The organism is Streptomyces malaysiensis subsp. malaysiensis, assembly GCF_040653035.1.
GTDB classification, from domain to species: Bacteria; Actinomycetota; Actinomycetes; order Streptomycetales; family Streptomycetaceae; genus Streptomyces; species Streptomyces malaysiensis.
Window position 1 is genome coordinate 106572 of record NZ_JBEZNG010000017.1, and the last position, 16867, is coordinate 123438.

Genomic DNA, 16867 nt, shown 5'->3' on the forward strand with positions numbered 1-16867 from the left:
AGGAACTCCCATGGTGTCCCGTCTTCGCCGCGCCCTCCTCGCGGCGCTCGTCACCGCCTCGGTGGTGGCGCCCCTGGTGGGGGCCGCAGGGCCCACCGAGGTGCCCGCGCCCGCGCCCGCGCCCGTGGCGCTCGGGCTGGTGAGTGTCGCGGGGCTTGAGCACCGGTACTCGGCCAACCGGGAGGGGATCCGGGCGGCCGAGACGATGGCGGCCCGGCACGGGGACCGTACGCGGGCGCGGGCGCTGCGCAAGATGCGGCGGCCCTCGCGGCACTTCCTGTCCTTCGACGGGCGGAACGGCGGCCGGGCCGTCGAGGTGTACGGGGATCTGGGCCGCGCCACGCGCATCGCCGTGCTGGTGCCGGGGTCGGACACCAACCTGGAGACGTACGACCGGTTCCGGGACGGGGCCCTCGCGCTGAGCCGGCGACTCGGCGGCGGCGCCGCCGTCATCGGCTGGCTCGGCTACAAGACGCCCGGCACCGTGGCACCCGAGGTGCTGACCACCGGCCGGGCCGCCGGTGCTGCCCCCCGACTGGCCGCGCTCGTACGGGAGTTGGGCGCGGCCAAGCCCCGGGCCCGGATCTCGCTGCTGTGCCACTCCTACGGCACCGTGGTCTGCGCCCGCGCCGCGCGGGGGCTGAACGCCTCGGACATCGTCCTCTACGGCAGCCCCGGTACGGGCTTCGACGACGCCCGGCAGCTGCGCACCCGCGCCACCGTCTGGGCCGGGCGGGGCGGGAACGACTGGATCGGCGGGGTGCCGCATGTGCGGATCCCGCTGCTGGGCACGACCATCGGCTTCGGGACCGATCCGGTCTCCCGGAAGTTCGGCGCGCGGATCTTCGACGCGGGCGACGTCGGGCACAGCGACTACCTCTCGCCCGGATCCACCGCCCTGGCGAGCCTGGGCCGGATCGTGGAGGGCCGCCATGCGTGACACGGTCCGGATACCCGACCTCGTGCGGCGGATCGAGGCCGCCACCCCGCCCGACCGCGACCGCGCCGTGGACGCCCTGCGGGCCTTCGCCATCCTCGGCGTGGTGCTCGGCCACTGGCTGGTGACCGCCCTCGTCGCCGACAGCGGCACCCTGCGCGCGGCCAGCCCGCTGCGGTACCAGCCCGAACTCTCCCCGGTCTCCTGGGTGTTCCAGACCCTCGCGGTGTTCTTCCTGGTCGGCGGGCAGATGGGCGCCAAGAGCCACGCCTGCGCCCGCGCCCAAGGCATCGGCTACCGGCGGTGGCTGCGCGCCCGGCTGGTCCGGCTGTTCCGGCCCGTCGCCGCCGTACTCATCGTGTGGACCCTGGCGGCGGGGGCGATGCTCGGCTCCGGGGTGAGCCTGCTGACCGTGCACACGCTGCTCAAACTCGTCCTGTCCCCGCTGTGGTTCCTGCTGGTCTACGCGGCGCTCACGGCCGCGACCCCGCTGGTGGCGCGGCTGCATCCGCTGTGGCCGCTCGCCGTGGTGCTCCATGTCGATCTGATCAGGTTCGGCCTCGGCGGCCCGGCCTGGCTCGGCTGGATCAACCTGGCGGCGGGCTGGCTGGTTCCGTACTGCCTGGGCGCCGCCTGGGGCCGGGGCCTGCTGCGCGGGCGGACGGCCGGATGGGTGCTGTTGACCGGGGGCGCGGCGGTCACCGCGGGGCTTGTCCTGTTCGGCGGCTATCCGGCGGCGATGGTCGGGGTGCCCGGCGCCTCCGTCTCCAACCTCAACCCGCCCACCCTGGCGGCCGTCACCTTCGGTCTCGCCCAGTGCGGCGCGGCCCTGCTGCTGCGCGGCCCGCTGCGCCGGGTGCTGGCGCGGCCCGTCGCGTGGGCGGTGGTGGCGCTGGTCAACCTCTCCGCGATGACGATCTTCCTGTGGCACCAGACCGCGATGATGGCGGTCACCGTGACCACCTTGCGTTCCGCCGGACCGCTGCCCGGACTGCACACCGTGCCCGACGGCCCCGGCTGGGTGCTGGCCCGGCTGTTCTGGCTGCCGGCGTTCGCGGGGGCGCTGCTGATCTGCTGGGCGGCGTTCCACGGGTACGAGGCCGGGCGGCCGCGGAAGGGCGGCGGGCGCGTCGTCGGCGGCGTGCGGACGGTGCGTGGCGGAGGGCGCGTCATCGGTGGCAACCGGACGGTGCGCGGCGGCAACCGGACGGTTCATGGTGGCGGGGGCGTCGTCCGTGAGGGACGTGAGGCACAGCGGACTCGGAACGGGGAGAAGCGAAGTGTTTAAGGTCAGGGCCATGACGGGCGGGCAGATGGCGGACCGGCTGGCGGAGGGCCTGCGCGCGGTGCCGGGCATCCTGCGCGCGGACCTGTTGACGGTGGCGCGCGACCCACTGCCGCGGATGCGCTGGCTGGGCCGGTTGCCCCATGGCCACGCGGTGCTCTTCGCGGTGGTCATGGGCTCGCTCAGCTTCGCGCAGTTCCAGGAGCCCACCCGTCCGGGGACGATTCAGGGCCCGGTGCCCATGATCTGGTTCGTCGTGCTCCAGGCGGGGGCCGTCCTCCTGGCGCTGACCCGCCCGATAGCCGCGTGGTGGCTCTCGACCGTCATGCTCCTGGTGACGGCGCTGTCCGTGGAAGACCGCCTCCCCTCACAGCTGCTCTACCCCTGGAACTACGGCCAGATCGCGCTGCACACCTTCGTCCTGTTCCTCCTCGCGCTGCGGGTCCGCCCGCGGATCGCCGCCGAGGCGCTGGTACTGACCCTCCTGGTGGGCGCGCTCACTTCGTCCCTCGCCACCCGTACCCACTCGGACGGCGTGGACGAGATCGTCGTGTCCTTCACGACCGCCGTGGTGGTGGGCGCCGCGCTGCGGGGCCGCCGGGTGGCGCGGACCCGGCTGGTCGAGCAGGAGGAGCTCACCGCGGAGGAACGCGCCCGGCGCACCCTGCTGGAGGAGCGCAACCGCATCGCCCGCGAACTGCACGATGTGGTGGCACACCATATGTCGGTGATCTCCATCCAGGCCCAGGTCGCCCCGCATCTGGCCGAGAACCCCTCCGACGAGCTCAAGGAGAACCTCGCGGGCATCCGCCAGAACGCGGTCGAGGCGCTGGCCGAACTGCGCCGCGTCCTGGGCGTGCTGCGCTCCGAGGACGCCCTGGCCGACGGCGCCCGGCATGCCCCGCAGCCCACTTTGGACCGGCTGGACGAACTGGTGGGCACGGTGCGCGGGACCGGGATCACGATCCTCACCGATGTCACCGGGGAGCGGCGGCCGCTGCCGCCGGGCGTCGAGCTGTCGGCGTTTCGCATCGTGCAGGAGGCGCTGAGCAATGTGATGCGGCACGCGCCGGGGGCGGAGGCGCGGGTGGAGCTGGGGTACCAGCGGCGCGGGCTCACGGTCCGGGTCGTCAACACCGCCCCGGACCGGCCCGCCCCGCCCTCGCCGGGCGCCGGGCACGGGCTGCTCGGGATGCGGGAGCGCGCTGCGATGCTAGGGGGTGAGCTGACCACCGGCCCGACGCCGGACGGCGGTTACGAGGTGACCGCCGTACTGCCCACGCACCACCCCGCCCCGTCCACCGCCGCGACCGAAACCGCCGAGGACCCCGTATGACGACGACCATCCGTGTTCTGATCGCCGACGACCAGATGATGGTCCGCCAGGGCTTCACGGTGCTCCTGAACGCCGAACCGGACATCGAGGTCGTCGGCCAGGCCGTGGACGGCGCCGACGCCATCGCCCAGGTGGCCGAACTCGCCCCGGACGTGGTCCTGATGGACATACGGATGCCGGGAGTCGGCGGCATCGAGGCCACCCGCCGGCTCACCGAACCCGCCGGCGCCACCGTCAAGGTCCTGGTCCTCACCACCTTCGACCTCGACGAGTACGTCTACGAGGCGCTGCGCGCGGGCGCCTCCGGGTTTCTGCTGAAGGACGCCTCGGCGGATGAGCTGGCCCATGCGGTACGGGTGGTGGCGGCCGGGGACGCGCTGCTGGCGCCGAACATCACCAAGCGGCTGATCGGCGAGTTCTCCCGGGTGACCGCCGCCGCCCCGCGCGCGCCCCTCCGGGACCGGGTGGGCGATCTGACCGAGCGCGAGACCGAGGTGCTCACCCTGATCGCCCAGGGGCTGTCGAACGCGGAGATCGCCGCACGGCTGGTGGTGGCCGAGCAGACCGTGAAGACCCATGTGAGCCGGATCCTGTTCAAGCTGGGGCTGCGCGACCGCACCCAGGCCGCGGTCTTCGCCTACGAGACGGGCCTGGTGCGCCCGTCGGCGTCCTGACCGTCCCCGTCATGCGCGACGCGGTCCGCGCGCGTCCATGCGGGTCCGCGCTGGTCTGTGCGGGTCCGCGTGAAGTCCGTGCACGGAGGATCAAGACACTGTGCACAGGAGGCCAACGACATCCCGGCGCCGCGGCACCCATGCTGAACAGTGACGGGTGAGCAGGGGCGCCTACGGGGGGAGCCCCGCTCACCTGTTCGTCGCGAGCGCCAGCCGGCGGAAGTCCCGTGGGGGCACGCCATAGGCGCCGCGGAAGGCACGGCTGAAGTCCGCGGCGTGGCTGAAACCCCAGCGGGCGGCGATGACATGAATGGGGGTGTCGCCCAGGGCGGGGTCGGCGAGATCGCGGCGGCAGCACTCCAGGCGCTGGGCGCGGATCCACGCGGAGACGGTGTGCCCCTGCTCCTCGAAGAGGCGGTAGAGGTACCGGAGCGAGATGTGATGGGCCGCGGCGATCGACGCCGGGCTGAGCCCCGGGTGGTGCAGATTCTGCCGGACGAATTCCTGGATGCGTAACCGCAAGGTGCGCCGACGGCTCTCGGGGGTGAGCCGGTCCTCGGCGCACGCCTCGGCACCGGCGTCCAGCTCATGCGCCAGCAGCGCGTTGAGCAGATCGACGGCGACGGTGCCGAGGCGCGGTGCGTCGGCCGGGCCGTAGCGGTCGGACTCGGTGGCCAGCCTTGTGAGGAAGTCGGCGAGCATGGCCCCGATCCCGGACCGCCCGGACAGCCGCCGCCCGATCAGCCGCTGGAGCTCGGTCACCGGGAACGGCAGCAGCGAGGGGCGGAGGGTGACCGTCATCCCGTCCACCCTGCCGCGCTCGCACACCGCCTGATACGGCACGGAGGTGGAGGTGAGCATGAACTGCCGGGCGCCGACCGTGGCCTCACCGTCCCCGTGGCACACATCGCTCTCCCCGCGCAGGGTCAGCCGCAGATGGTAGAGCTCCGGGTCGGAGCGGCGGATATGGGCCGCGGTCCGCTCGTTCCGCAGGGACGGTACGGAGGTGTAGGTGAGCATCACCTCGCCGAGGCCCATGCCGCCCCGTACGGTCGCGCGGAAGTCGTGTTCATGATCGCTGCGCAGCTCCATCGGGATCGCGGCCAGCTCGCACAGGGCGCGCCAGGCGGCGAACCGCTCCGCGGGCGGGATGTCGTCGATCTGGAGCCCCGTCACGATCATCACCCTTTCGCGGTATGGCGGTGCGCTCTTCGGCGGACGCGACCTTAGACGGCCCTGCCAAGTGTTTGATGAACGGTCCGGCATTGAACAGTCCGCTTTCAGGCCGATCCATTTGTTGCGGGAGGATGAAATCCGCACGCCAGTGTGTTGGTGCCTTCCGGAAGCGTGTGCGGATCGGGAGGTTCACGGGTGGCGGGTGTGGCGGCGGACGTAGCGGATGAAACCGATGAAACGGGCAAAAAGGATGCGGCTGGGCCGGATGCCGGGCGGGGTTGGGTAAGGCGGCTGTTCGGCTATTGCTGGCAGTACCGCAGCGATGTGCTGCTCGCCCTGGGCGCCTCGCTGGCCGGGATGGCGGTCATGGCGCTCGTTCCGCTGGTGCCGAAGCTGATCATCGACGATGTGATCGTCAAGCATGACCGGTCGCTCGCCCCCTGGGCCGCCCTGCTGATCGTCGCCGCCCTCGTGGTGTACGTCCTCACCTACGTCCGCCGCTTCTACGGCGGACGGCTCGCACTCGACGTCCAGCACGCCCTGCGCACCGAGATGTTCGCGGCCATCGCCCGCTTCGACGGCCGGCGGCAGGACAAGCTCTCCACCGGCCAGATCATCGGCCGGGCCACCAGCGACCTCCAGCTGATCCAGGGCGTGCTCTTCATGGTGCCGATGATGATCGGCAACATCCTGCTCTTCCTGGTCTCGCTCGTCGTGATGGCCGTGCTCTCGCCGCTGCTCACCGTCGTCGCCCTCGCCGTCGCCCCCGCCCTGTGGATCCTCGCCTCGCGCAGCCGTATCCGGCTCTTCCCCGCCACCTGGTACGCCCAGGGGCAGGCGGCCGCCGTCGCGGGGGTCGTCGACGGGGCCGTGACCGGTGTCCGGGTGGTCAAGGGGTTCGGGCAGGAGGCGCAGGAGACCGACAAGCTGCGGGGGGTCGGGCGCCGGCTGTTCGCCGCCCGGCTGCGGACTGTACGGCTGAACTCCCGGTACACCCCCGCCCTCCAGGCCGTCCCCGCCCTCGGCCAGGTGGCCATGCTGGCGCTCGGCGGCTGGATGGCCACCCGGGGGCAGATCACCCTCGGCACCTTCGTGGCCTTCTCCACATACCTCGCCCAGCTCGTGGGCCCGGTGCGGATGCTCACCATGCTGCTGACCATCGGGCAGCAGGCGCGGGCCGGGGTCGAGCGCGTCTTCGAGCTGATCGACACCGAGCCGGTCATCGACGAGCGCCCCGACGCCCGGGAGCTTCCCGAGGACGCCCCCGCGACCGTTGAATTCGACCGGGTGAGCTTCGGCTACGACCCCGAGCGCCCGGTGCTGTCCGAGGTGTCCCTGCGGATCGAACCGGGCGAGACCCTGGCCGTCGTGGGCGCCTCCGGAAGCGGCAAGTCGACGCTGTCCATGCTGCTGCCGCGGTTCTACGACGTGTCGTCCGGGGCGGTGCGGATCGGCGGCCACGATGTGCGGGAGCTCACATACGACTCGCTGCGCGGGGCGATCGGGCTGGTGCCGGAGGACAGCTTCCTCTTCTCCGACACCGTGCGCGCCAACCTCGCCTACGGGCTGCCGGACGCGAGCGAGGAGCGGATCCGGGCCGCCGCCCGCGCCGCGCAGGCCGACGGCTTCATCTCCGCGCTGCCGGACGGCTATGACACCGAGGTCGGCGAGCAGGGGCTGACCCTCTCCGGCGGCCAGCGGCAGCGGCTGGCCCTGGCCCGCGCGATCCTCACCGACCCCCGGCTGCTCGTCCTGGACGACGCCACCTCGGCGGTGGACGCGCGCGTCGAGCACGAGATCCACGAGGCGCTCCGGGGCGTCATGGCGGGCCGTACGACCCTGCTGATCGCCCACCGTCCCTCCACGCTCGCCCTCGCCGACCGCATCGCGGTCATGGAGCGGGGCCGGGTCGTGGACGTGGGCACCGACAAGGAGCTGCGGGCGCGGAGCGCCGTGTACCGGCGGCTGCTGACGGACGACACCGCGTCCGTCGCCGCCCGGGGCGGGGACGATGCGGAGCACGCGGTGGGCCTCGCCGGTGGGTTCGGCGGGGAGGCCGCCGCGACGGCGCTGGTCGAGCCCTGTCCCTGTCTCGACGGTGAACCGCGCGAAGGCGGCGACCACGCGGCGGAGCTGCGGCCGCGCGGTGGGGACGACCCCGAGCACGCCGACGGCTGCCCCCGGCCCGGTGGGGTGACCCCCAAGCTGTGGGTGCGGCCCGATGGTGACGGCCGTAAGGACGGCACGGCGGTGGGGACGGGGGCCGTGGCCGGTGGGCCCGGGGTCGCGGGGGCGCTGTCCGGGATGCCCGCCACACCCGAGCTGCTCGCCAAGGTCGCCGCCCTGCCGCCGGCCACCGACACCCCCGACATCGACGAGGAGCGGGCCGCCCGCCCCGAGGAGTCGTACGGGCTGCGGCGGCTGCTGCGCGGTTTCGGGGGGCCGCTCGCGGTGGCGCTGCTGCTCGTCGCCGTGGACGCGATCGCCGGGCTGCTGCTGCCCGTGCTCATCCGGCACGGCATCGACCAGGGTGTCCAGCGGCTCTCACTGGGCGCGGTGTGGGCCGCGTCCGGGCTCGCGCTCCTCGTCGTCCTCGCGCAGTGGGCCGCCCAGATCGGCGAGACCCAGATGACCGGGCGGACCGGTGAGCGGGTGCTCTACGCACTGCGTGTGAAGATCTTCGCCCAGCTCCAGCGGCTCGGTCTCGACTACTACGAGCGCGAGCTCACCGGCAAGATCATGACGCGGATGACCACCGATGTCGACGCGCTGTCCACATTCCTCCAGACCGGCCTGGTCACCGCCGTGGTCAGCCTGCTGACCTTTTTCGGCATCCTGGTCGCGCTGCTCATCATCGATGTGGAACTCGCGCTGGTGGTCTTCCTGACCCTGCCGCCGCTGATCATCGGCACCGTGGTGTTCCGGCGCCGCAGCGTCAAGGCGTACGAACTGGCCCGTGAGCGCGTGAGCGTGGTCAACGCCGACCTCCAGGAGAGCGTGGCGGGGCTGCGGATCGTGCAGGCGTTCCGCCGCGAGCGGTCCGGCCGGGAGCGGTTCGCCGAGCGCAGCGACGCCTACCGCCAGGCGCGGGTGCGCGGTCAGCGGCTGATCTCGGTGTACTTCCCGTTCGTCCAGCTGCTGTCGTCCGTGGCCTCCGCGCTGGTGCTCATCGTGGGCGCCGGACGGGTCCAGGACGGCACGCTCACGGCGGGCGCGCTGGTGGCGTATCTGCTCTACATCGACCTGTTCTTCGCCCCGGTCCAGCAGCTCTCCCAGGTCTTCGACGGCTATCAGCAGGCCACGGTGTCCCTGGGCCGGATCCAGGAGCTGCTGCGCGAGCCCACCTCCACACCGGTCACCGACACCCCGCGCGAGGTGCGGGCGATGCGCGGCGAGATCGACTTCGACGAGGTGCGGTTCCGGTACGGGGACGGCGAGGAGGCGCTCGCGGGCATCTCGCTCACGATCCCCGCGGGGCAGACCGTGGCCTTCGTCGGGGAGACCGGGGCGGGGAAGTCCACCCTGGTCAAGCTGGTGGCGCGGTTCTACGACCCGACCGGGGGCGCGGTGCGGGTGGACGGTGTGGATCTGCGCGAGTTCGACCTCACCGAATACCGCGGCCACCTCGGTGTGGTCCCGCAAGAGCCGTATCTCTTCGCCGGGACGGTGCGCGACGCCATCGCCTACGGGCGGCCGGGCGCGAGCGACGCGGAGGTGGAGGCCGCCGCGCGGGCGGTCGGCGCCCATGACATGGTGGCGTCGCTCGACGGTGGCTATCTGCACGAGGTCTCCGAGCGCGGGCGCAATCTCTCCGCCGGGCAGCGGCAGTTGATCGCGCTGGCACGCGCCGAGCTGGTGAACCCGGACATCCTGCTGCTCGACGAGGCCACGGCCGCGCTCGATCTGGCCACCGAGGCCCTGGTCAACCAGGCCACGGATCGTCTGACGGGACGGCGCACCACACTGGTCGTCGCACACCGGCTGACCACCGCCGCCCGTGCGGACCGGGTGGTGGTCCTGGACCACGGCCGGGTCGTCGAGGACGGCACTCATGAGGAGCTGGTGGCGCTGGACGGCCGGTACGCCGCGCTGTGGCGCACCTTCATGGGCGAGACGGCCCCTGCGACCGTCTGAGCGCGCGGCTGGAAGTGCCCCGACCTGCCGTCGGCCGTCTGCGGCGCCGTCGTGGCTGGTCGCCCACGCGGCGGAGCCGCATATCGACACAGCCGCGGCGGAGCCGCGCATCGACACAGCCCCGTGCCCCTTCGGGGCGCCTGGGCCCGCCGTCGCGTGGACAATACGCGCCGTGTGGGCCCGCGTCGCAGGGGCAGCGCGCACCGGTGATCCGCCGTTCGGCGGTAACGCTCAGCGTTCGCCCCCTGTTACGTACGGTAACCTCATGGTTCCATGCCGCTGGCCCTCGCTATGCCCTCCACCTCCCGCCGGTCCCGCTCCCGCTGCTCCGCCTCGGCCGCCACCCGCTGCTTGTGGCGGTGCAGGAAATCGGGGTCCCCGGCCCGCTCCTGAGGCACCAGCACCTTCATGCCCTTGGCGTGCGGGCTGTCGCCGAGGTCGACCACCACGCGCTCGTCCTGGGAGGTGAGCAGGCCGAACAGCACCAGCAACTCGGCCTGGAGAGCGGGGGTGAACAGCTCCTTCTCCTCCGGCCCCATCCCGAGTTCGTACGTCCCCCCGCGGACGGCAGGTGAGGTGCTCAGCTCGCGCAGCAGCCGCATCAGCAGCTCGAGGGAGCGAGGATCGATTCGGTCCTGCAATTCGGTCAGATACCGCGTCAGTCGCTCGGCCCGTTCACTCCGGTCGTACCGTTCGTCTCGGTCCATACAGGCAGCATGAGCCATCACAGCCCGCTACGAAAGAGGGCGACGGTAACAACTCTCCGTATTCGGCGTCGGGTTGGAGCACCGACGACCTCTGGCGACCCGAGTGTGTGCCCGGATAGGTTCTCGGCGGCCTGTGCGATTTCACAGGGCAAAGGGTTCCAACGGCAACAAGGGGAGGGTGCATGCGCAAGATGCTCAGATGGCTGTTGTCGCTCGCGATACTGGTGGGGACGGTCGGTGTGGGCGCCGGAGGCGCGTCCGCGGCACCGGCCGCCCCCGCCCAGCCGGATATCAAGGAACGCGTCCTGGCGATTCCCGGAATGCGTTTTGTGGAGGAGCAGCCTTACGACGGCTATCGCTTCCTCGTCTTCAGCTACGCCCAGCCGGTGGACCACCGGCATCCGTCCAAGGGCACCTTCCAGCAGCGGTTCACCCTGCTGCACAAGGCCACCGACCGGCCCACGGTCTTCTACACCTCGGGCTACAACGTCACCACCGCGCCGCGCCGCAGTGAGCCGACGCAGATCGTGGACGGCAACCAGGTGTCCATGGAGTACCGCTTCTTCACTCCCTCCCGGCCGCAGCCCGCCGACTGGTCCAAGCTGGACATCTGGCAGGCCGCGAGCGACCAGCACCGCCTCTTCCGGGCCCTGAAGCCCCTCTACGGTAAGAAGTGGCTGGCCACCGGCGGCAGCAAGGGCGGTATGACGGCCACCTACTACCGCCGCTTCTATCCGCGGGACATGGACGGCACCGTCGCGTATGTCGCGCCCAACGACGTGGCCGACAAGGAGGACTCCGCCTACGACCGCTTCTTCGCGGGCGTCGGCACGGCCGAATGCCGCACCAGGCTGGGCGCGGTGCAGCGCGAGGCGCTGGTGCGGCGCGACGAGATCGTGAAGCGCTATCAGAAGTGGGCGGACGACGAGAAGCAGACCTTCACCGTCGTCGGCAGCGCCGACAAGGCGTACGAGAACGTCGTCCTGGACCTGGTGTGGGCCTTCTGGCAGTACCACCTGCTGAAGGACTGCGCGGACGTGCCCGCCACGACCGCGTCCACCGATGAGCTCTACGGCTTCATCGACGAGATCTCGGGCTTCTCCGCCTACACCGACCAGGGCCTGGAGACCTACACGCCGTACTACTACCAGGCGGGCACCGAGCTCGGCTCGCCCACCTTCGAGACCCCGCACCTGGACGGGCTGCTGCGCTACCCCGGCATCTACGCCCCGCGCAGCTATGTGCCGCGCGACATTCCGATGCGCTTCAAGCCGGCCGCGATGCGGGACATCGACCGCTGGGTGCGGCAGGACGCCCACCGGATGCTCTTCGTCTACGGCCAGAACGACCCGTGGGGCGCCGAGCGCTTCCGGGTCGGCAAGGGCGCCAAGGACGCGTTCGTCTACACGGTCGCCGGTGGCAACCACGGCTCCAGCATCGCCCAGCTGGCCGCCGAGGAGAAGGCCAAGGCCACGGCCGAGGTGCAGCAGTGGGCGGGCGTCAGCGCGACGAGCCGGCCGCTCGCCCGGCATGACGCGAAGCTGGACCGCCGCGAGGTCGAACGGCAGCCGGTGCTGAGGCCGTAACGGGCCCGGTTCCGCGGCAGAAAGGGCGTCCGCCCCGGCGGACGCCCTTTTCGCATGCGAATGACCGACCTGACGGCCGCTCAGTACGTCAGCCCGTGCCCGATCGGATACAGCTCCCGGGACGGGTCGTCCGCGTGCTCCACCGCGACCGGCAGCTTGCCGCGCGGGGTGGCCCGGCCCGCGATGACCCGGGCGGCGGCGCGCAGCTCCACATCCGTCCAGCAGTACGTGGCCAGCGACGCCCCGGGCGCCGTGCCGCGCCCGCCCAGCCGCGCGATGTCGTACGGATTGCTCAGCGCCAGGTGCACCACCGGCACACCGGTGGCCACCAGCCGCGCCACCAGGGTGCGCTGGGTGGATCCGGCCACCATGTCGTACGTCGTCACGATCACCGCGTCCCGCCCGCGCGCCGCGGCGACCGCCGCCTCGATCCGCTCCGGCGAGGGGCCGGGCGAGCTGCCCGTGCCGGTGGGCAGCGCCTCCGCCCGGAAGCCGAGCCCGGACAGGGCGCGGGTCAGGACGGCCGTCGGCGGGCCGCCGGTGCCCGAGGGCGCGGCCGCGTCCACGCCCACCACGAGCAGATCGCGGTGGCGGCGCGGCGAGAGCGGCAGCAGCCCGCCGCGGTTGGTGATCAAAGTGGTGGTGCGCTCCGCGATCCGGTCGGCGGTGGCGCGGTGCTCCCGGGTGCCCACCGTGCGGTTGACGGCACGATCGCTGGTGTACGGATCGTCGAACAGCCCGCGGCGGGCCTTGAGTTCCAGTATGCGCCGCAGCGAACGGTCGATCCGGTCCTCGTCGAGCTCACCCGACCGGACGGCCTTGCGCACGCCCTCGAAGGCGAGGGACAGCTTCGGCGGATTCAGCAGCTGGTCCACACCCGCCTTGAGCGCGAGCACCGGTACCCGGTCGTCGCCGTACTTCTTCCGCACCCCCTGCATCCCGAGCGAGTCGGTGACCACCACCCCGTCGTAGCCCAGCTCCTCGCGGAGCACACCGGTGAGGATGGGGCGGGAGAGCGTGGCGGGGTCGTCGGCCGGGTCGAGTGCGGGGAACAGCAGATGCGCCGTCATGATCGAGTCGATTCCGGCCTCGATCGCGGCCCGGAACGGCGGCGCGTCCAGCCGCTCCCACTCCTTGCGGGAGTGGGTGATCCGCGGAAGGCCCACATGGCTGTCCACGCTGGTGTCGCCGTGGCCCGGGAAGTGCTTGGCGGTGGCCGCGACCCCGGCGCTCTGATAGCCCTCCACCTGGGCCGCCACCAGCCGGGCCACGGCCTTCGGATCGGCCCCGAAGGAACGCACCCCGATCACCGGGTTGGCGGGGTTGACGTTGACGTCCGCGATCGGGGCGTAGTCCTGCCGGATGCCGAGCGCGGCCAGCTCCGCCCCCGCGGTGCGGGCGGCCGTACGGGCGTCGGCCGCGCTCCCGCCCGCGCCGAGCGCCATGGCGCCCGGGAACTGCGTGGCGGGCGCGCCGACCCGCGCGACGGTGCCGTACTCCTGGTCGGTGGAGATCAGGACGGGGACGGGCACGGAGGCGGCCAGCGCGGCCTTCTGGATGCCGTTGGAGAGCCCGGCCACCTGGTGGGGGCTGCGGATGTTGTGCGCCCATCCGATGTACATCACCCCGCCCACGTGGTACTTCGCGATCAGCTCGGCGGCGTTGTCGACGCCGATGTCCTTACGGTTGGCCGCGACATCGGCGGGGTCGGGGTGGGTGGCCGAATCGCCGTACACCCGCATCACGAAGAGCTGGCCGATCTTCTGGTCCAGCGTCATCCGCCCGATGAGCTCGTCGATCCGCCGACGGTCGCGTTCATGGTCCCGGCCGGGCTGGGTGGTGGGCCGGGAGGGGCTTGCCGAGGCCCCGCCTGAGGCGGGGCGGCGCGCGGGGGCGACGGGCGCGGGGGAGCTGTCCGTCGGCGCGCTGCACGCACCGGCCGTCGCACCGGCCGCCGTGGCGGCCAGGGTGGCGGTGAGCAGGGCGCGGCGAGACGTCGTCGTGTGCACCCGCACTCCTTCCATGGGACGTTCGGAGGGGGCGGCCAGAGGTGTGCAGGACACGCTGGGACACAAACCGCGGCCGGGTCAAGCGGAGTTGGTCTTTTTTGATCGCCGGGAAGCGTAGGGGGAAAGTCTGGTTAATGCCGGTGGGCTGGGAGCTTGTGCATGTCCGGCACTAGGCTGCTGACCGGGTGTGTTTCGGGCCGGTCGAGGTGGAGCAGCCCGTTCGACGGGTGTAGGGCCGGGCTCCGGGGCGGCCCCCGCGCCGCCGACGCTCTGGGAGGGGTGTCGCGCCGGCGGCGGGGTGCTGCTGGCCGCGACGGCGGAGCGGTGGTCAGCGACGAAGCCGATTACCGCCGCGCGGAGACTCCCCATCAGCACGCCGCTTCGACGCGCGGCGGCCCGCGCCGGTTCCGCGCATGGCACGCATACCGCGAATCGGTGAGGAGCGGGGCGGTACGCGCCCAAAGCGGCTGCGGTGGAGGCGGCTGGGGCTGAGGCGGCTGCGGTCTACGTGGCTGCGGCTGAGGTGGTCGCGGTCTGCGTGGCTGCGGCCGAGGCGGTCGCGATCGACATGGCTGCCGCCGAAGTGTTGGCCGTCTGGCGTGGCCGCGGCCGAGGTCGCCGTCGGTGATGTGGCGGTGCCGCCGAACGGCGTCGCCGATGTGGCTGAGGTCGATGTGGCTGCTGCCAGAAGCGGCCGCTGGCCCACCTGGTTGGGCTCGAAGCGGCCGCCGTTCGACGTGGCCGCTGTCCGGCGTGGTCGCGGCCGAGGTCGCCGCCGCCGATGTGGCCGCGCCCGTTGTGGCTGAAGTCGACGTGGCCGTAACCGACGTGGTCGCCGTCCGGCGTGGTTGCGCTCGAAGCGGTCGCTGTCCGGCGTGGCCGCCGCCCGACGCGGCAGCGTCCGGTGGGTCGGTCAACCGGTGCGTTGCGGCCAGAGGCCGCCCAGTAGGCGCACCGTTTCGGTGATGGCCGGGCGGCGGGCCGCGCCTGGGCGCCAAAGGGCGTACAGCCGCCGTACCGGGACCGGCTCCAGGGGCAGCGCCAGCACCCCGTCCGGCAGCGGGCCGCGCCCCAGGCGGGGCATGAGGGCGACGCCGAGACCGGCCGCCACCAGGGCGATCTGGGTGTGGTTCTCCGCCGCCTGATACGCCAGGTCCGGCTCATGGCCCGAGGCGCGCAGCGTACGCACCAGCCAGTCGTGGCACACCGACCCGGGCGGCTGGCAGATCCACCGCTGGCCCGGCAGGTCCTCGCGGCGCAGCGGCCGCCGTGCGGCCCGTTCGGCCAGCGGATGTCCGGCCGGTACGAGCAGATCGCACAGATCGTCCCCGATGACCGCCCGTTCCTGCCCCTCCGGGGCGGGCAGCGGGGCGATGTCCCAGTCATGCGCCACCGCGAGGTCGATGACGCCCTGTGTCACCAGGTCCACCGACAGATGCGGGTCCACTTCGAGCAGCCGGGCGTCCAGGGCGGGGTGTTCGGCCTTGAGGGTGGCCAGCACCGCGGGCATCAGCCCGCGCGCCGCCGAGGCGAAGGCGCCGATCACCAGCCGCCCCATCGGCTGCCCGCGCCGCTCCTCCAGGGTGGTCTCGGCCTTCTCGACGATGGCGAGCAGCTGCTGGGCGGTGGCGGCCAGATGCCGGGCCGCGTCGGTCAGCGCGATGCCCCGGCCCTGCCGCTCCAGCAGGGTCGTCCGGGTCTCCCGCTCCAACTTGGCGATCTGCTGCGAGACGGCGGACGGGGTGTAGCCGAGCGCGGTCGCGGCGGCGCTGACCGAGCCGTGCACGGACACCGCGTGCAGGGCCCGCAGTCGGCCCAGATCCAGCACAGTTTCGTCCTCCCGTTCGCACCTTTAACCGTTACTGCATCCAAGCATGAAGACATCCGCGCTGGTGCTACAAGGTCCGGGCGGTTGATCCTCGACCCATGCGACCTGTGCACATAGCCCTCGCCGTGCTGGTCACGGCCCTGTGGGGGATCAACTTCGTGGTCATCGAGGTGGGCCTTGACCACTTCCCGCCCCTGCTCTTCTGCGCCCTGCGGTTCCTGGTGGCCGCGCTGCCCGCGGTCTTCCTCGTCGGCCCGCCGAGGGTCGCCTGGCGCTGGATCCTGGGGGTGGGGCTGGCCCTGGGGGTGGCGAAGTTCGGGCTGCTGTTCATCGGGATGCACGAGGGGATGCCCGCCGGGCTGTCCTCGCTGGTGCTCCAGATCCAGGCGGTGTTCACCGTGCTGTTCGCGTCCGTCGTGCTCGCCGAACGCCCCGGCCGACGGCGGCTGCTGGGCATGGCCGTCGCCCTCGCCGGGATCGCGGTGGCCGCCGTGGACGAGGGCACTTCGGGGCCGCTCATCGGCTTCGTCCTCGTCGTCGCGGCGGCCGCCTTCTGGGGCGTCTCCAACGTCCTCACCCGCAAGGCGGCACCGCCCGACGCCCTGAACTTCATGGTGTGGGTCAGCCTGGTGCCCGTACTGCCGCTGCTCGGGCTCTCGCTGATGTTCGAGGGCGCGGAGCCCGACCTCGACGCCCTGACCCGGCTCGACTGGGCCGGGGCGGGCGCGATCGTCTATGTCGCCTGGGTCACCACCGTGTTCGGCTTCGGGGTCTGGGGCTTTCTGCTGCGCACCTACGACGCCTCGGCGGTCGCACCCTTCTCGCTGCTGGTGCCGGTCTTCGGGATGTCCTCGGCGGCGCTGGTGCTGGGGGAGGGGATCAGCGCACCGCGCTGGCTGGCGGCGGCGCTGCTGGTGGGCGGCGTGGCGCTGACCTCGCTCCCGCGCCTGCGCCTACGGCGCGATGCGCGCCGCCGACCCGATGCGCCTGAGGTGGGTGCCCGCCCCGATGCGCCCGGGGTGGACCCCCGATCGGATGCGCCCGGGGCGGGCGCCCGGCCAGATACGTCCGGGGCGGGCGCCCGGCCAGATGCGTCGGAGCCGGACTGCCGACCCGGTGCGCCTGGGTCGGACCGCCGCCCCGAGCCGCTCCCGACGGAGCCGGGCTGCCCCGAGCCGGGCTGCCCCGAGCCGAG

10 protein-coding genes and 1 pseudogene are annotated in these 16867 nt (G+C 72.5%); 7 read left to right on the forward strand and 4 right to left on the reverse strand.

Annotated elements, in window-relative coordinates:
• The first annotated feature begins 10 nt into the window (after nt 1–10).
• Genes AB0E24_RS29550 through AB0E24_RS29565 form a run of 4 tightly spaced genes read left to right on the forward strand, consistent with a single transcriptional unit; the run spans nt 11 to nt 4232 of the window.
• On the forward strand, nt 11–940 hold the full coding sequence (locus tag AB0E24_RS29550; RefSeq protein WP_359381493.1) for an alpha/beta hydrolase: 930 nt from the start codon (nt 11–13) through the stop codon (nt 938–940).
• Nucleotides 933–2225, forward strand: a complete 1293-nt coding sequence (locus AB0E24_RS29555; protein ID WP_359381495.1) for an acyltransferase family protein — start codon at nt 933–935, stop codon at nt 2223–2225. The genes AB0E24_RS29550 and AB0E24_RS29555 overlap by 8 nt, the downstream gene beginning before the upstream one ends.
• 10 nt (nt 2226–2235) lie before the next feature.
• Nucleotides 2236–3558 carry a sensor histidine kinase gene (locus AB0E24_RS29560; RefSeq protein WP_069864024.1) on the forward strand — a complete coding sequence of 441 codons (1323 nt, stop codon included), beginning with the start codon at nt 2236–2238 and terminating at the stop codon, nt 3556–3558.
• Nucleotides 3555–4232, forward strand: coding sequence for a response regulator (locus tag AB0E24_RS29565; RefSeq protein ID WP_069864026.1), 678 nt, complete (start codon nt 3555–3557; stop codon nt 4230–4232). The genes AB0E24_RS29560 and AB0E24_RS29565 overlap by 4 nt, the downstream gene beginning before the upstream one ends.
• Before the next feature lie 189 nt (nt 4233–4421).
• Here AB0E24_RS29565 and AB0E24_RS29570 read toward each other — a convergent pair whose 3' ends face one another.
• A complete protein-coding gene (locus AB0E24_RS29570) occupies nt 4422–5414 on the reverse strand; it encodes a helix-turn-helix domain-containing protein (RefSeq protein ID WP_069864027.1) in 993 nt (330 codons plus the stop codon).
• A 189-nt stretch (nt 5415–5603) separates the two neighbouring features.
• Here AB0E24_RS29570 and AB0E24_RS29575 point away from each other — a divergent pair, with 189 nt between their 5' ends.
• Complete coding sequence (locus AB0E24_RS29575) at nt 5604–9542, forward strand: ABC transporter ATP-binding protein (protein ID WP_435865335.1); 3939 nt, start codon at nt 5604–5606, stop codon at nt 9540–9542.
• Nucleotides 9543–9805: 263 nt separating this feature from the next.
• On the opposite strand, the gene AB0E24_RS29580 is transcribed toward AB0E24_RS29575, so the two are convergent.
• Nucleotides 9806–10249 (reverse strand): hypothetical protein, encoded by a 444-nt coding sequence (locus AB0E24_RS29580; RefSeq protein WP_079260481.1) that lies wholly within the window; start codon nt 10247–10249, stop codon nt 9806–9808.
• Between the two features lie 182 nt (nt 10250–10431).
• Here AB0E24_RS29580 and AB0E24_RS29585 point away from each other — a divergent pair, with 182 nt between their 5' ends.
• On the forward strand, nt 10432–11835 hold the full coding sequence (locus AB0E24_RS29585) for a S28 family serine protease (protein WP_359381502.1): 1404 nt from the start codon (nt 10432–10434) through the stop codon (nt 11833–11835).
• Nucleotides 11836–11915: 80 nt separating this feature from the next.
• Here AB0E24_RS29585 and AB0E24_RS29590 read toward each other — a convergent pair whose 3' ends face one another.
• Together AB0E24_RS29590 and AB0E24_RS29595 are read right to left on the reverse strand one after the other, a co-directional pair.
• The gene (locus tag AB0E24_RS29590) at nt 11916–13844 is read right to left on the reverse strand and encodes a glycoside hydrolase family 3 protein (protein ID WP_251773302.1); all 1929 of its coding nucleotides are present in this window, start codon (nt 13842–13844) and stop codon (nt 11916–11918) included.
• A 913-nt stretch (nt 13845–14757) separates the two neighbouring features.
• Nucleotides 14758–15672 carry a LysR family transcriptional regulator gene (locus AB0E24_RS29595; RefSeq protein ID WP_359381505.1) on the reverse strand — a complete coding sequence of 305 codons (915 nt, stop codon included), beginning with the start codon at nt 15670–15672 and terminating at the stop codon, nt 14758–14760.
• Between the two features lie 98 nt (nt 15673–15770).
• On the opposite strand from AB0E24_RS29595, the pseudogene AB0E24_RS29600 reads away from it, so the two are divergent.
• A pseudogene (locus tag AB0E24_RS29600) lies at nt 15771–16682 on the forward strand (EamA family transporter); the annotation flags it as partial.
• Nucleotides 16683–16867: the final 185 nt, after the last annotated feature.

Bases quoted from the DNA above. Each gene is read 5' to 3' on its own strand.
- AB0E24_RS29565 (WP_069864026.1), top strand. From the start codon at position 3,555: ATGACGACGACCATCCGTGTTCTGATCGCCGACGACCAGATGATGGTC.
- AB0E24_RS29570 (WP_069864027.1), bottom strand. From the start codon at position 5,414: ATGATCGTGACGGGGCTCCAGATCGACGACATCCCGCCCGCGGAGCGG.
- AB0E24_RS29555 (WP_359381495.1), top strand. From the start codon at position 933: ATGCGTGACACGGTCCGGATACCCGACCTCGTGCGGCGGATCGAGGCC.
- AB0E24_RS29550 (WP_359381493.1), top strand. From the start codon at position 11: ATGGTGTCCCGTCTTCGCCGCGCCCTCCTCGCGGCGCTCGTCACCGCC.
- AB0E24_RS29585 (WP_359381502.1), top strand. From the start codon at position 10,432: ATGCGCAAGATGCTCAGATGGCTGTTGTCGCTCGCGATACTGGTGGGG.
- AB0E24_RS29580 (WP_079260481.1), bottom strand. From the start codon at position 10,249: ATGGACCGAGACGAACGGTACGACCGGAGTGAACGGGCCGAGCGACTG.
- AB0E24_RS29560 (WP_069864024.1), top strand. From the start codon at position 2,236: ATGACGGGCGGGCAGATGGCGGACCGGCTGGCGGAGGGCCTGCGCGCG.